Origin of the sequence: Kitasatospora sp. NPDC059462, from assembly GCF_042749955.1 — a bacterium.
Lineage (GTDB): Bacteria > Actinomycetota > Actinomycetes > Streptomycetales > Streptomycetaceae > Kitasatospora.
The window spans coordinates 95,045-108,285 of sequence record NZ_JBHYUU010000001.1; the positions used below are offsets into that span (position 1 = coordinate 95,045).

The window sequence follows — 13,241 nt, forward strand, 5'->3', positions numbered from 1 at the left end:
CCCGTTCCGCCCCTCAGGTGCCAACCCCGGCACCCCGGAGCGCGGCGCGACCGCGCACACGCGGTTTCCCGGAAGGACCTGTACGTGAAGCGAAAGCTCGCAGCCGTCGCCGTACTCTCCGCCACCGCCCTCCTCACCGGCGTCATCCAGGTGAGCACCGCCGCCCAGGCCACTCCCACCCCCTCCGTCCAGGCGCAGGCCGCGGAGCACCGCGCCGGCCTGATCGCGCTGGCGAACGGCCAGGCCGGCCCGCTGACCGGTGCCCTCGGCCTGGGCGGCCAGGAGAAGCTGGTCGCCAAGGACGCCGTGGTGGACGCCGACGGCACGCGCCACCTCCGCTTCGAACGCACCTACGCCGGTCTGCCGGTGCTCGGCGGCGACCTGGTCGTGCACCAGGGTGCCGACGGCGCCGTCAAGGCGGTCGACAAGGCCGTCGCCGCGCGGATATCGGTGCCGAGCCTGACCCCGGCGATCCCCGCCGACCGGGCCGCCGACCAGGCCTCCGGCGCGGTGGCGTCCACCGCGGGCATCGCCGCCGACAAGGACGAGTCCCCGATCACCCGGGTCCACCGGGCCGGCGCCGCCCAGCTGGTCGTCTGGGCCGCCGACGGCAACCCGCGGCTGGCCTACCGCACCACCGTGGAGGGCGTGCGCGCCGACGGCACCCCCAGCAGCCTGCTGCTGGTCACCGACGCCGCCACCGGCCAGGTGCTGTCCAGCCACGAGCAGGTGCAGACCGCCTCCGGCACCGGCACCGGCGTCTTCGTCGGCACCGTCCCGCTGACCACCACCCAGGGCAGCTCGTCCTACTCGCTCAAGGACGCCTCGCGCGGCGGCCAGTCCACCAGCGACCTCAAGGGCAAGACCTCCGGCTCCGGCACCCTGTTCACCGACACCGACAACGCGTGGGGCGACGGCACCGCCGCCAACCGCCAGTCGGCCGCGGTGGACGCCCAGTTCGGCGCGGCGGCCACCTGGGACTACTACAAGAACACCTTCGGCCGCAACGGCATCAAGAACAACGGCGTCGGCGCCACCAGCCGGGTCCACTACGGCAGGAACTACGTCAACGCCTTCTGGAACGACTCCTGCTTCTGCATGACCTACGGCGACGGCGCCAACAACACCAACCCGCTGACCGCGCTGGACGTCGCGGGCCACGAGATGACCCACGGCGTCACCTCGGCCACCGCCGGCCTGAACTACTCGGGCGAGTCCGGCGGCCTCAACGAGGCCACCTCGGACATCTTCGGCACCATGGTCGAGTGGTCCGCCAACCTCCCCGCCGACCCGCCGGACTACCTCATCGGCGAGGAGATCGACATCAACGGCGACGGCACCCCGCTGCGCTACATGGACAAGCCCTCCAAGGACGGCGGCTCGGCCGACTCCTGGTCCTCCTCGGTGGGCGGCCTCGACGTCCACTACTCCTCGGGCGTGGGCAACCACTTCTTCTACCTGCTGGCCGAGGGCAGCGGCGCCAGGACCATCAACGGCGTCAGCTACAACAGCCCGACCTCCAACGGCTCGACCGTCACCGGCATCGGCCGCGACAAGGCCGCCGCCATCTGGTACCGGGCGCTGACCGTCTACTTCACCTCGACCACCAACTACAAGGCGGCCCGCACCGGCACCCTGAGCGCGGCGGCCGACCTCTACGGCGCGGGCAGCGCCGAGTACAACGCGGTGGCGGCCGCGTGGAGCGGCGTCAACGTCAACTGACGGCCGCGCGGCAGGCGTCCGGGGTCCCCGACGGGAGGCGGGCCCCGGACGCCTCGTCATTCGCCCGCGTAGCAACGCGGGCCCGGGTCGACAAGTCCAACGGCTGGCGGGATCCCGCCAGCGGCCCCATCCGGACATACCGGGCACCTGTCCCACCCCCCATCACCCGTAAGGGACTTGGCGAGACCTGGCCAATCCCCGGCGGCACCCTGTCCTTTCACGACCTGCATTGTCATGCTTCTGTCCAAAGCCCCGTCCGGACGCCCGTCGCCCCCACCCATCGACGACGCGTCAGGCCGCACGGGAGCAGCACGTCAGCGCCCTACCGCCCCCTGGCGCCAACCCCGGCGCCCCGGTACGAGGCGTGACCGCGCACCCGCGGTTTCGTGGAAGGAACCCGCTCGTGAAGCGAAAGCTGACAGCCGGCGCCGTACTCTCCGCCTCCGCCCTGCTGGCCGGCGCCATCCAGGTCGCCGCCGCCCCGGCCCAGGCCGCGCCCGTCCCGCAGCAGGCGTCGCTCATCGCGCTGGCCGGGCAGCAGGCCGCGCCGGTCGCCAGGGCGCTCGCCCTCGGCGGCCAGGAGCAGCTGGTCGTGAAGGACGTCGTGGTCGACGCCAACGGCACCCGCCACCTGCGCTACGACCGCACCTACGCCGGCCTGCCGGTCCTCGGCGGCGACCTCGTCGTCCACCAGAAGGCCAACGGCACGATCACCGCGGTGGACCGGGCCTTCGACGGCCGGCTCGCGCTGCCGAGCCTCACCCCGGCGCTCTCCTCCGCCGCCGCCTCCGACCAGGCCGTCGCCTCGGTCCGGGCCACCGTCGGCATCGCCCCGACCGACAAGGACGCCTCCCCGGTCACCAGGGTCGACGGCGCGAGCGCCCCCTCCCTGGTGGTCTGGGCGGGCGACGGCAGCCCGCGGCTGGCCTACCAGACCGTGGTCCACGGCGAGCGGGCCGACGGCACCCCGAGCAGCCAGCGGCTGCTCACCGACGACGCCACCGGCCAGGTGCTCTCCACCCACGAGGAGGTGCAGACCGTCAACGGCACCGGCAAGGGCGTGCACGTCGGCACCGTCACCCTCAACACCACCCAGAGCGGCTCCACCTACCAGCTCAAGGACCCGTCCCGCGGCAACCAGTGGACCGGCAACGCCAAGAGCGGCAACGCGCTGTACACCGACGCGGACAACAACTGGGGCAACGGCACCGCCTCCGACACCCAGTCCGCCGCGGTCGACGCGCAGTTCGGCACCGGCGTCACCTGGGACTTCTACAAGAACACCTACAACCGCACCGGCATCAAGAACAACGGCGTCGGCGCCAGCAACCGGGTGCACTACGGCAACGCCTACGTCAACGCCTTCTGGCAGGACTCCTGCTTCTGCATGACCTACGGCGACGGCAGCGGCAACGTCAACCCGCTGACCGCCCTCGACGTGGCCGGCCACGAGATGAGCCACGGCGTCACCTCGGCGACCGCCAACCTGACCTACTCCGGCGAGTCCGGCGGCCTCAACGAGGCCACCTCGGACATCTTCGGCACCATGGTCGAGTGGTACGCCAACCTGCCGGTCGACGTGCCGGACTACCTCATCGGCGAGAAGATCAACATCTTCGGCAACGGCCAGCCGCTGCGCTACCTGGACAAGCCCTCCAAGGACGGCTCGTCCAAGGACACCTGGTACTCCGGCATCGGCAGCATCGACGTCCACTACTCCTCGGGCGTGGCCAACCACTGGTTCTACCTGGCCAGCGAGGGCAGCGGGACCAAGACCATCAACGGCGTCACCTACAACAGCCCGACCTCCAACGGCTCGACCGTCACCGGCATCGGCCGCGACAAGGCCGCCGCCATCTGGTACCGGGCGCTGACCGTGTACTTCACCTCCAGCACCAACTACAAGGGCGCCCGCACCGGCACGCTGTCCGCCGCGGCGGACCTCTTCGGCGGCGTCAACACCCCCGAGTACAAGACGGTGGCCGCGGCCTGGAGCGCGGTGGGCGTCAACTGACCGCCGACTGACCACCACCGGAAAGACGGCAGGCTGCCGGGGCCCATTGGGAGAGGAGGCCCCGGCAGCCTGCCGGCACGTTCGGGAGAGGGTCAGGCCGCGGCCGGTGCCAGGGCCTCGCCGCGCTCCTCCTTGGCGAGCATCCGCTCGGCCACGAAGCCGCCGCCGGGCAGCACCGAGAGGACGAACAGCAGGGCGCCGCGCTTGACGTCCCACTTCTGCGTCTGCCACGCCATGATCCAGAAGACCACGTACAGGATGAACAGGATCCCGTGGATCATGCCCATCACCGGCACGGCATTGAAGTCGGTGGTGCGCTTGAGCACCGAGCAGAGCAGCAGGAGCAGGAAGGAGACCCCTTCGGGGCCGGAGACCAGGCGCAGGCGGTGGACGGCGCTGCTGTTCACGATGGGTACCTCGATACGCGGGGGGCTCGGAGATCGCTTGTGAACGGACTCACAAGGATTCGCTCCATTATCACCGAGCACACGTCCGAACCCGCCGCCGGGGTGGCGGCCCGCACCGGCCGCCCGCTTTGTCGCAGACGCGTACCAGAACACCCTCGCCCTCTCCCCCACCGCGCCCGCCGACCGCTAGATTGCGGCCGTGGCACAGTTTCGACTCCAGGGGTCAAAGACGCTCGCCGTCGACATGACCGGCGACTCCGTGAAGGCCAAGAACGGCTCCATGGTCGCCTACACGGGCCAGATGAACTTCAAGAAGCTCAGCGGCGGCGGTGACGGCCTGCGCGGCATGGTCACCCGCCGGCTCACCGGCGAGCAGATGACCGTCATGGAGGTGAAGGGACAGGGCACCTGCTACTTCGCCGACCAGGCCACCGAGATCAACCTCGTGCGGCTGAACGGCGAGACGCTCTACGTCGAGTCCGACAATCTGCTCTGCACCGAGGGCACGCTGAGGACCGGCACCACCTTCACCGGCCTGAACGGCGTGTCCTCCGGCAACGGCCTGTTCACCACCAAGGTCGAGGGCCACGGGTGGGCCGCCGTCACCTCCCAGGGGCCGGCGATCATCCTGCGGGTCTCGCAGGGCATGCCGCTGCGGGTCGACCCCGGCGCGTACGTCGCCCACACCGGCAACCTCAACCGCTCCATCAAGTCCGGCGCCGGCTGGAGCACCTTCATCGGCGAGGGCGGCGGCGAGGCCGTCCAGGTGGAGTTCACCGGCGAGGGCCTGGTCTACGTGCAGCCCTCCGAGAAGCTGACCGTCGGGGGGGACGTCTGATGGCCTTCACGAAGATCAACAACAAGATGATCGAGGCCCGGGTCGTGCCGGGCCAGCGGCTGTTCAGCCAGCGCGGCGCGATGCTCGCGTACACCGGCGAGGTGAAGTTCACGCCGAACATCACCGGCGGCCAGGGCGGCGTGATGTCGATGATCGGGCGCCGGGTGGCCAACGAGGACACCCCGCTGATGACCGTCGAGGGCCAGGGCAGCGTGATGTTCGGCCACGGCGGCCACCACGTGCACGTGATCGACCTGACCGGCGACACCCTGTACGTCGAGGCCGACCGGCTGCTGGCCTTCGAGGGCTCGCTGCAGCAGTCCACCATGTTCATGGGCTCGCAGGGCGGCGTGATGGGCATGGTCCGCGGCCAGGTGACCGGCCAGGGCCTGTTCACCACCAAGCTGGACGGCCACGGCTCGATCGCGGTGATGGCGCACGGCGGCGTCTTCGAGCTGCCGATCACCCCGCACCAGCCGGTGCACGTCGACCCGCAGGCCTATGTCGCGCACCGCGGCCAGGTCCAGAACAAGCTGTCCACCGCGCTCGGGTGGCGCGACATGATCGGCCGCGGTTCCGGCGAGGCGTTCCAGCTGGAGCTGTCCGGGAACGGCACGGTGTACGTGCAGGCGAGCGAGGAGAAGCTCTGATGTCCTACCCGCCGCAGCCCCCGTACGGGCAGCCCCAGGACCCGTACGGCCAGCCGACCCAGCCCGGCTACCCCGCCGCCCCGCCGCCCGGCTACCCGCCGCCGGGCCAGCCCTACCCCCCGCAGGGACAGCCGTACCCGCCCCAGGGTCAGCCCTATCCCCCGCAGGGGCAGCCGTACCCGCCGCAGGGCTACCCCCAGCAGGGCGGCTACCCGCCGCCCCCGCCGCCGGGCCACCCCGCCCAGCCGCCGCAGCAGTACGCCCAGGAGCAGTACGGCGGCGCGCAGGCCCCGCTGCCCAAGGCGCAGGACGGCTCCGGCCCGGTGGTGCACGACGCGCACAGCCTGCCGCCCAACGACAACGTCAACCCGTACGCCTTCTCGGTGGACCTCAACGGCTCGTACTTCCTGCAGAAGGGCAAGATGATCGCCTACTACGGCGACATCTCCTTCAAGGGCGTCGGCGCCGGCGTGGCCGACCGGCTGATGGGCAACTTCAACTCCCCGATGCACGCGGCGGACTGGGTGGTCGCCGAGGGGCGCGGCAAGCTGCTGCTGGCCGACCGGGCCTTCGACCTCAACTCCTACGACCTGGAGGAGGGGAACCTGACGGTCCGCTCGGGGAACCTGCTGGCCTTCGAGCCCAGCCTGAAGCTCAAGCAGTCGATCATCCCGGGCTTCCTGACCCTGATCGGCACCGGCAAGTTCGTCGCCGCCTCGAACGGGCCGGTGCACTTCGTCGAGCCGCCGATCCGGGTCGACCCGCAGGCGCTGGTCGGCTGGGCGGACTGCCCGGCGCCGTGCCACCACTACGACCACGACTACATGCACGGCCTTATCGGCGGGCTGCGCCGGTTCACCGGGCTGGGCGGGGCCTCCGGCGAGGAGCACCAGTTCGAGTTCATCGGCGCCGGCCAGGTGCTGCTGCAGTCGACCGAGGTGCTGATGGCGGAGCGGGCGGTCGGCCAGGTGCACGCCGAGGCCGGGGTGCCGATGGGCGGGGTGCCGACCCAGCACCCCTCGGGACACGGCACCCAGCTGCCGAACGTGAACGTGCCCGGTCTCGGTAACCTGGGCAACCTCGGACGGCGTTTCGGGCTCTGACCGCACGGCCGCGGCGCGACGGACGGACCCATCGCGCCGTGGCCGGATCCCGGCGGTCGCCGGATGTGGCTCCGGTAAAGTCGTACAACATTGAACTAAATGCGGTATCCTGGGGCCCATGGAGACGCACACGATCGACCCTGCCGACACCTCAGCCGCACCGCCGGAGGCGCCCGAGGAGGAGACCCCCTGGCTGACCGCCAGGGAGCAGCGGTTGTGGCGCGCACACCTGGAGGTCGCCAAGCTGCTGGACTACCAGCTCAGCCGCGAACTCCAGCCGCACAACCTGGCGATCAACGACTACGAGATCCTCGTGGTGCTCTCCGAGGCCCCCGAGCGACGGATGCGGATGACCGACCTGGCCACCGCCACCCTCCAGTCGAAGAGCCGGCTCTCGCACCAGATCACCCGCATGGAGAACGCCGGGCTGGTGCTGCGCCAGGACTGTCCCGGTGACCGCCGCGGCCTCTTCGCCCACCTCACCGAGCAGGGCTGGGAGACCATGCAGCGGGTCGCGCCCTGCCATGTGCGCAGCGTCCGGGCGCACTTCATCGACCGCTTCACCCCCGAGCAGCTCGACGCGATGTACGAGGCGCTGGCGCCCGTCGCCGAGCACCTGCGGGGCCTGCGCGGCCGCGGCTGAGCGGACCGGCCGGAGGCCGGCACCCCCTCCTGCGGGGTGCCGGCCTCCGGTCGTCGTGCGCGGGCCGGGTCAGTGCGCGGTCAGGCCGGCCACCAGCCGGTCGGCCGCGCCGTACGGGTCCAGCTCACCGGCCACCACCCGCTCGGCCAGCGCCGCCAGCTGCCGGTCCCCGTGCAGGTCGCCGATCCGGGCGCGCAGCGCGGCCAGCGCGATCGCCTCGATCTCGTCGGCGGCCCGGCGGCGGCGGCGCACGGCCAGCTCGCCGTGCTCCTCCAGCCAGGCGCGGTGCTTCTCCAGCGCCTCGACCACCTCGTCCACGCCCTCGCCCCGGGCCGCGACGGTCTTCACGATCGGCGGGCGCCAGTCCCCCGCCTCCCGGGCCTCGCCCAGGCCGAGCATGTGGTTCAGCTCCCGGGCGGTGGCGTCGGCGCCGTCCCGGTCGGCCTTGTTGACCACGAACACGTCGCCGATCTCCAGGATCCCCGCCTTGGCGGCCTGGATGCCGTCCCCCATCCCGGGGGCGAGCAGCACCACGGTGGTGTCGGCCTGCGCGGCGATCTCCACCTCGGACTGGCCGACACCGACCGTCTCCACCAGGATGACGTCGCAGCCGGCCGCGTCCAGCACCCGCAGCGCCTGCGGGGCGGCCCAGGACAGTCCGCCGAGATGGCCGCGGGTGGCCATCGAGCGGATGAACACCTCGGGGTCGGTGGCGTGGTCCTGCATCCGGACCCGGTCGCCGAGCAGGGCACCGCCGGAGAACGGCGAGGACGGGTCGACCGCCAGCACGCCGACCCGCTTGCCCAGCCGGCGGTAGGCCGAGACCAGCGCCGAGGTGGAGGTGGACTTGCCCACGCCCGGCGAGCCGGTCAGGCCGACGGTGCAGGCCCGACCGGTGTACGGCGCCAGCGCGGCCATCACCTCGCGCAGCTCGGGCGCGGCGTTCTCGACCAGGGAGATCAGGCGGGCGACGGCCCGCGGACGGCCCTGCCGGGCCTGCTCGACCAGGGTCGGCACATCGATCATGGGTGGCTGCTCCTTGCGCCGAGGGGCCGCGGACCGCTCGTGGCGGTCCGCAGCCCCGGAAGAACGGTCGTTGCGTCGGTCGTCAGGCCTTGGGCACCCGGACGATCAGCGCGTCGCCCTGGCCGCCGCCGCCGCACAGCGCGGCCGCGCCGACGCCGCCGCCGCGGCGCTGCAGCTCCAGCGCCAGGTGCAGCACGACCCGGGCGCCGGACATGCCGATCGGGTGGCCGAGCGCGATGGCGCCGCCGTTGACGTTGACGATCTCGGAGGAGACGCCGAGGTCCTTCGTCGACTGGTGGGCGACGGCGGCGAAGGCCTCGTTGATCTCGATCAGGTCAAGGTCCCCGACCGTGATGCCCTCCTTGGCGACCGCGTGCTTGATCGCGTTGGACGGCTGCGACTGCAGCGAGTTGTCCGGGCCGGCGACGTTGCCGTGCGCACCGATCTCGGCGATCCAGGTCAGGCCCAGCTCCTCGGCCTTGGCCCTGCTCATCACGACCACGGCGGCGGCGCCGTCCGAGATCTGCGAGGAGGTGCCGGCGGTGATGGTGCCGTCCTTGGTGAACGCCGGGCGCAGCCTGGCCAGGCCCTCGACGGTGGTGTCGGCGCGGATGCCCTCGTCCTGGCTGAACAGGACCGGCTCGCCCTTGCGCTGCGGGATCTCCACCGGGACGATCTCGGCGTCGAAGACGCCGTCGGCCTGCGCCTTGGCGGCCCGCTGGTGCGAGGCGGCGGCGATCTCGTCCTGGACCTCGCGCGGGATGCCGAGGCGGGCGTTGTGCTTCTCGGTGGACTCGCCCATCGGGATGTTCTCGTAGGCGTCGGTCAGGCCGTCGTGCGCCATCGCGTCGAGCAGCTCGATCGCGCCGTACTTGTAGCCCTCGCGGGACTTCGGCAGCAGGTGCGGGGCGTTGGTCATGGACTCCTGGCCGCCGGCCACCACGATGTCGAACTCGCCGGCCCGGATCAGCTGGTCGGCCAGCGCGATGGCGTCCAGGCCGGAGAGGCACACCTTGTTGATGGTGAGCGCCGGGACGCTCATCGGGATCCCGGCCTTGACGGCCGCCTGGCGGGCCGGGATCTGGCCGGCGCCGGCCTGCAGGACCTGGCCCATGATCACGTACTGGACCTGGTCGCCGGTGACGCCGGCCCGCTCCAGCGCCGCCTTGATCGCGAAGCCGCCGAGCTCGGCACCGGAGAAGCCCTTGAGGGAGCCGAGCAGCCGGCCCATCGGGGTGCGTGCCCCGGCGACGATCACTGAGGTGGTGTTGGTCATGGGACGAGCCCCTTCGCACGTCGTGGCCAGGTGGAGGATTCCGCTCAATGTACTGACCTGTTACCCGCCCGTCACCGGACCCAAGATGTGATCGAGCGCACTGGCACCATCCAGTCAACACCGTGCCGCTCCGATCCGGGTGAACCCTGCCGCGCCCCCCGTGTGACCGGACTCGCACCCTCACCCCTGGCGCCGCCGTCCGCCATGCGCTGCACTGTTGCCGTCCTGTCGCACCAGCCCCAGACCGGAGGCCCCCGTGCTCACCCGCATCGACCACATCGGCATCGCCTGCCACGACCTCGACAAGACGGTCGAGTTCTACCGCGCCACCTACGGCTTCGAGGTGTTCCACAGCGAGGTCAACGAGGAGCAGGGCGTCCGCGAGGCCATGCTCAAGATCAACGACACCGGCGACGGCGGTGCCTCCTACCTCCAGCTGCTGGAGCCGATCCGCGAGGACTCCCCGGTCGGCAAGTGGCTGGCGAAGAACGGCGAGGGCGTCCACCACATCGCCTTCGGCACCGCCGACGTCGACACCGACTCCGAGGAGATCCGGGCCAAGGGCGTGCGGGTCCTCTACGAGCAGCCGCGCACCGGCTCGATGGGCTCGCGGATCACCTTCCTGCACCCCAAGGACTGCGGCGGGGTGCTGACCGAGCTGGTCACCGCCGCGGAGTCCGACGCGCACTGAGGTTTCCGCCGCCGGCGCGGGGCGGCATCCGGCCGTCCGCCGCCCCGCCACCCTCATGACCCGTCAGTAACCTCGGCGGGCAACCCCGAAAACCCCCACGCGACCATTCCCCCGCAAGACGCTCCCACTACAATGCCCAGGTGCGCGAAGACTCCGGGGGACGGGGCCGACGGGCACGGCCGAAGACAGGCCCGTCCGCCCCGGCGGGAGGCCCGTCGCAGGGGAGTCCATTACGCGGGCACGGCTGAACAGTCGCTAGACGGATCTGTCACCATTCTCCACAAGGCAAGAGTTCGCCCAGGAGTCCACCCGGACGGGGGAATGCGGATCGACCGCGCTCCCACGCCCAGGACTCCGACGACCGCGGCGGGCGTCCCCGGCTAGGCCAGGGCGTCCGGACGGCCGCGGATGCAAGGACCAGTCGGACCGTGCCTCGACGAGGGGACCGCGGACCGGCCGGGTCGAGGACGCGACCAGGAGATGGATGGGACCGCGGAGTGCGGGGCTACGACCGCTACGAGGTTGACGATCACCTCTCCCAGTTCGAGGCCGAGATGGATCGGACTCGGAAGGAGCGGGACAAGTCAGTCGAGCATGCCGAGGACCTCGCCTACCAGGTGGAGGTGCTCCGGGCCAAGCTGCACGAGTCCCGTCGCATGCTCGCCCAGCCGCGCGCCTTCGACGCCGTGTCCGGCCAGGCCGAGCAGATGCTCCGCACCGCCGAGATGCAGGCCCAGCAGCTGCGTGCCGACGCCGAGCGCCAGCTGCGCGACTCCCAGGCCGCCACCCAGCGGATCATGGCCGAGGCCGCCGAGCGCACCGCCCGGCTGGAGGCCGAGCTGGCCGCCCGCCGCCGCCAGCTGGAGGAGGAGCTCGCCGAGCTGCGGCGCAGCGCCGAACAGCACGTCAACGAGAACGTCAGCTGGGCCGAGCAGACCCGGGCCGGCACCGAGCAGGAGGCCCAGCGCCTGCTGCAGGAGGCCCGCGCCGAGGCCGACCGGATGATGGCCGCCGCCCGCGCCGAGGCCGCCGCGCTGTCCGACCAGGCCCGCGCGCAGACCGCCGCCGACGTCGACGCCGCCCGCGGCGAGGCCCAGGCCGCCGCCGAGGCCGCCCTCCAGCGCGCCCAGAGCGACGCCGAGCGGCTGCTGCGGGCCGCCTCCGAGCAGGCCCAGCAGGCCGGTGCCCAGGCCGCCGCCGACGTGGACGCCGCCCGCGGCGAGGCCCAGCAGCAGCTCGCCGCCGCGCACGCCGCCGCCCAGCAGGAGCTGGGTCACGCCCGGGCCGAGATCGGCCGGCTCAAGGAGGCCGCCGCCGCCGAGCAGGCCCGTGCCCAGCAGGAGCTCGACCACGCCCAGGCGGAGATAGCACGGCTGCGCGAGGAGGCCGTCGCCGAGGCCGAGCGGGCCCGCCAGGAGGCCGCCGAGCTGCGGGCCCGGGCCGAGGCCGCCGCCGTGCAGCTCCAGGCCGACGCCGAGGCCGCCGCCGAGCGGAAGGTCGCCGACGGCGAGGCCGCCAACGAGCAGCGCTCGCAGACCGCCCGGGCCGAGGTGGCCCGGATGGTCGCCCACGCCACCAAGGAGGCCGAGGCGATCCGCGCCGAGGCCGCCACCAAGCAGGCCCAGGCGGAGGCCGCCAAGGCCGCCGCCACCGAGGAGAGCGAGCGGCTGCGGGCCACCGCCGAGTCGGTGGCCGGTCAGCTGCGCGCCGAGGCCGAGGCCGCGATCGCCGAGCTGCGCGCCCAGGCCGACCGGGACGTCGCCGAGCTGCGGGCGCAGGCCGAGGCCGCCGCCGAGCAGCTGCGCGGCGAGGCCGAGGAGGCCGGCCGGGCGGCCGGTGCCAAGGACGCCGCCGCCCAGCTGGCCAAGGCCGCCAAGGCCGCCGAGGAGATGCTGGAGCGGGCCGGCCGGGACGCCGAGGCCGCCCGCACCGGCGCGGGGGCCGAGGCCGAGCGGATCCGGGCCGAGGCCGCCGCCGAGGCCGAGCGGCTGCGCGAGCAGGCGCAGGCCGCCGTCGAGGCCGCCCAGAACGCCGCCCTGGACGACGCCGCCGCGATCCGCGAGCGGATCCAGGAGATGCAGGACGAGGCCGCCCGGCTGCGGGCCGAGGCGGAGGAGCTGCGTTCCCAGGCCGCCGCCGAGGCCGACCGGGTGCGCGGCGAGGCCCGCCGGCAGGCGGTGCTGCAGATCGAGGAGTCGGCGAAGAGCGCCGAGGAGCTGCTCACCAAGGCCAAGTCGGACGCGGACGAGCTGCGCGCGGGCGCCGCCGCCGAGATCGAGCGGCTGCGCGAGCAGGCCAAGGAGCAGGCCACCGAGACCCAGCGCCGGGCCGAGCAGACCCTGGAGCGGGCCCGCGCCGAGGCCGCCAAGACCACCGCCGCGGCCGAGCAGCAGTGCCGGGACGCGCTCACCGCCGCCAAGGCCGCGGCCGCCGAGAACCGGTCCGCCGCCGAGCGCGAGACCGCCGAACTGCGCCGCGGGGCCACCGAGTTCGACCAGCGGGTGCGCGCGGAGGCGAACGCCGCCGCGGAGGCGCTGCGGTCCGACGCCCAGGCCGAGGCGAACGCGGTGCGCGACGCCGCGGTGTCCGACGCCGAACGGGTGCGCACCGAGGCCGACACCGAGGCGGCCCGGGCCAGGGCCGAGGCCGAGGCGGCCGCCGGGAAGCTGCGCGAGGACAGCCGGCGCGAGCGCGAGGAGGCGGCCGCCGGGCTGCTCCGGGAGCGCGAGGAGACCGCCGAGCAGCTGGCCGCCGCGGCGGCCGCACGCGAGCAGGCCGAGACGGCCGCCGCGGAGCTCACCGAGCGCACCGCCGCCGAAGCCGCCGCCGTCCGCGAAGCCGCCGACGCCCACGCCGAACGCGTCCGCACCG

10 protein-coding genes and 1 pseudogene are annotated in these 13,241 nt (G+C 73.0%); 8 read left to right on the forward strand and 3 right to left on the reverse strand.

Annotated elements, in window-relative coordinates; genetic code table 11:
* The first annotated feature begins 84 nt into the window (after positions 1-84).
* Both ACFXAM_RS00345 and ACFXAM_RS00350 read left to right on the forward strand, forming a co-directional pair.
* Positions 85-1,722: a M4 family metallopeptidase gene (locus ACFXAM_RS00345; RefSeq protein WP_380286698.1), complete on the forward strand. Its 1,638-nt coding sequence runs from the start codon at positions 85-87 to the stop codon at positions 1,720-1,722.
* 403 nt (positions 1,723-2,125) lie between these two features.
* On the forward strand, positions 2,126-3,736 hold the full coding sequence (locus ACFXAM_RS00350) for a M4 family metallopeptidase (RefSeq protein ID WP_380286699.1): 1,611 nt from the start codon (positions 2,126-2,128) through the stop codon (positions 3,734-3,736).
* 92 nt (positions 3,737-3,828) lie between these two features.
* On the opposite strand, the gene ACFXAM_RS00355 is transcribed toward ACFXAM_RS00350, so the two are convergent.
* Positions 3,829-4,146: a DUF3817 domain-containing protein gene (locus ACFXAM_RS00355; protein ID WP_380286769.1), complete on the reverse strand. Its 318-nt coding sequence runs from the start codon at positions 4,144-4,146 to the stop codon at positions 3,829-3,831.
* Positions 4,147-4,342: 196 nt separating this feature from the next.
* On the opposite strand from ACFXAM_RS00355, the gene ACFXAM_RS00360 reads away from it, so the two are divergent.
* The 4 genes from ACFXAM_RS00360 to ACFXAM_RS00375 all read left to right on the forward strand — a co-directional run bounded on the left by ACFXAM_RS00360 (position 4,343) and on the right by ACFXAM_RS00375 (position 7,377).
* A complete protein-coding gene (locus tag ACFXAM_RS00360; protein ID WP_380286700.1) occupies positions 4,343-4,981 on the forward strand; it encodes an AIM24 family protein in 639 nt (212 codons plus the stop codon).
* Positions 4,981-5,631, forward strand: a complete 651-nt coding sequence (locus ACFXAM_RS00365; RefSeq protein WP_380286701.1) for an AIM24 family protein — start codon at positions 4,981-4,983, stop codon at positions 5,629-5,631. Before ACFXAM_RS00360 ends, ACFXAM_RS00365 begins: the two co-directional genes overlap by 1 nt.
* A 293-nt stretch (positions 5,632-5,924) precedes the next feature.
* On the forward strand, positions 5,925-6,734 hold the full coding sequence (locus ACFXAM_RS00370; RefSeq protein WP_380286771.1) for an AIM24 family protein: 810 nt from the start codon (positions 5,925-5,927) through the stop codon (positions 6,732-6,734).
* A 118-nt stretch (positions 6,735-6,852) separates the two neighbouring features.
* A complete protein-coding gene (locus ACFXAM_RS00375; protein WP_380286702.1) occupies positions 6,853-7,377 on the forward strand; it encodes a MarR family winged helix-turn-helix transcriptional regulator in 525 nt (174 codons plus the stop codon).
* Between the two features lie 69 nt (positions 7,378-7,446).
* On the opposite strand, the gene meaB is transcribed toward ACFXAM_RS00375, so the two are convergent.
* Both meaB and ACFXAM_RS00385 read right to left on the reverse strand, forming a co-directional pair.
* Complete coding sequence (gene meaB, locus ACFXAM_RS00380; protein ID WP_380286703.1) at positions 7,447-8,403, reverse strand: methylmalonyl Co-A mutase-associated GTPase MeaB; 957 nt, start codon at positions 8,401-8,403, stop codon at positions 7,447-7,449.
* Positions 8,404-8,485: 82 nt separating this feature from the next.
* Positions 8,486-9,679, reverse strand: a complete 1,194-nt coding sequence (locus tag ACFXAM_RS00385) for an acetyl-CoA C-acetyltransferase (protein WP_380286704.1) — start codon at positions 9,677-9,679, stop codon at positions 8,486-8,488.
* 256 nt (positions 9,680-9,935) lie between these two features.
* On the opposite strand from ACFXAM_RS00385, the gene mce reads away from it, so the two are divergent.
* Positions 9,936-10,370: a methylmalonyl-CoA epimerase gene (mce, locus tag ACFXAM_RS00390; RefSeq protein WP_380286705.1), complete on the forward strand. Its 435-nt coding sequence runs from the start codon at positions 9,936-9,938 to the stop codon at positions 10,368-10,370.
* A gap of 497 nt (positions 10,371-10,867) precedes the next feature.
* Positions 10,868-13,241 (forward strand): annotated as a pseudogene (locus ACFXAM_RS00395) (hypothetical protein); the annotation flags it as partial.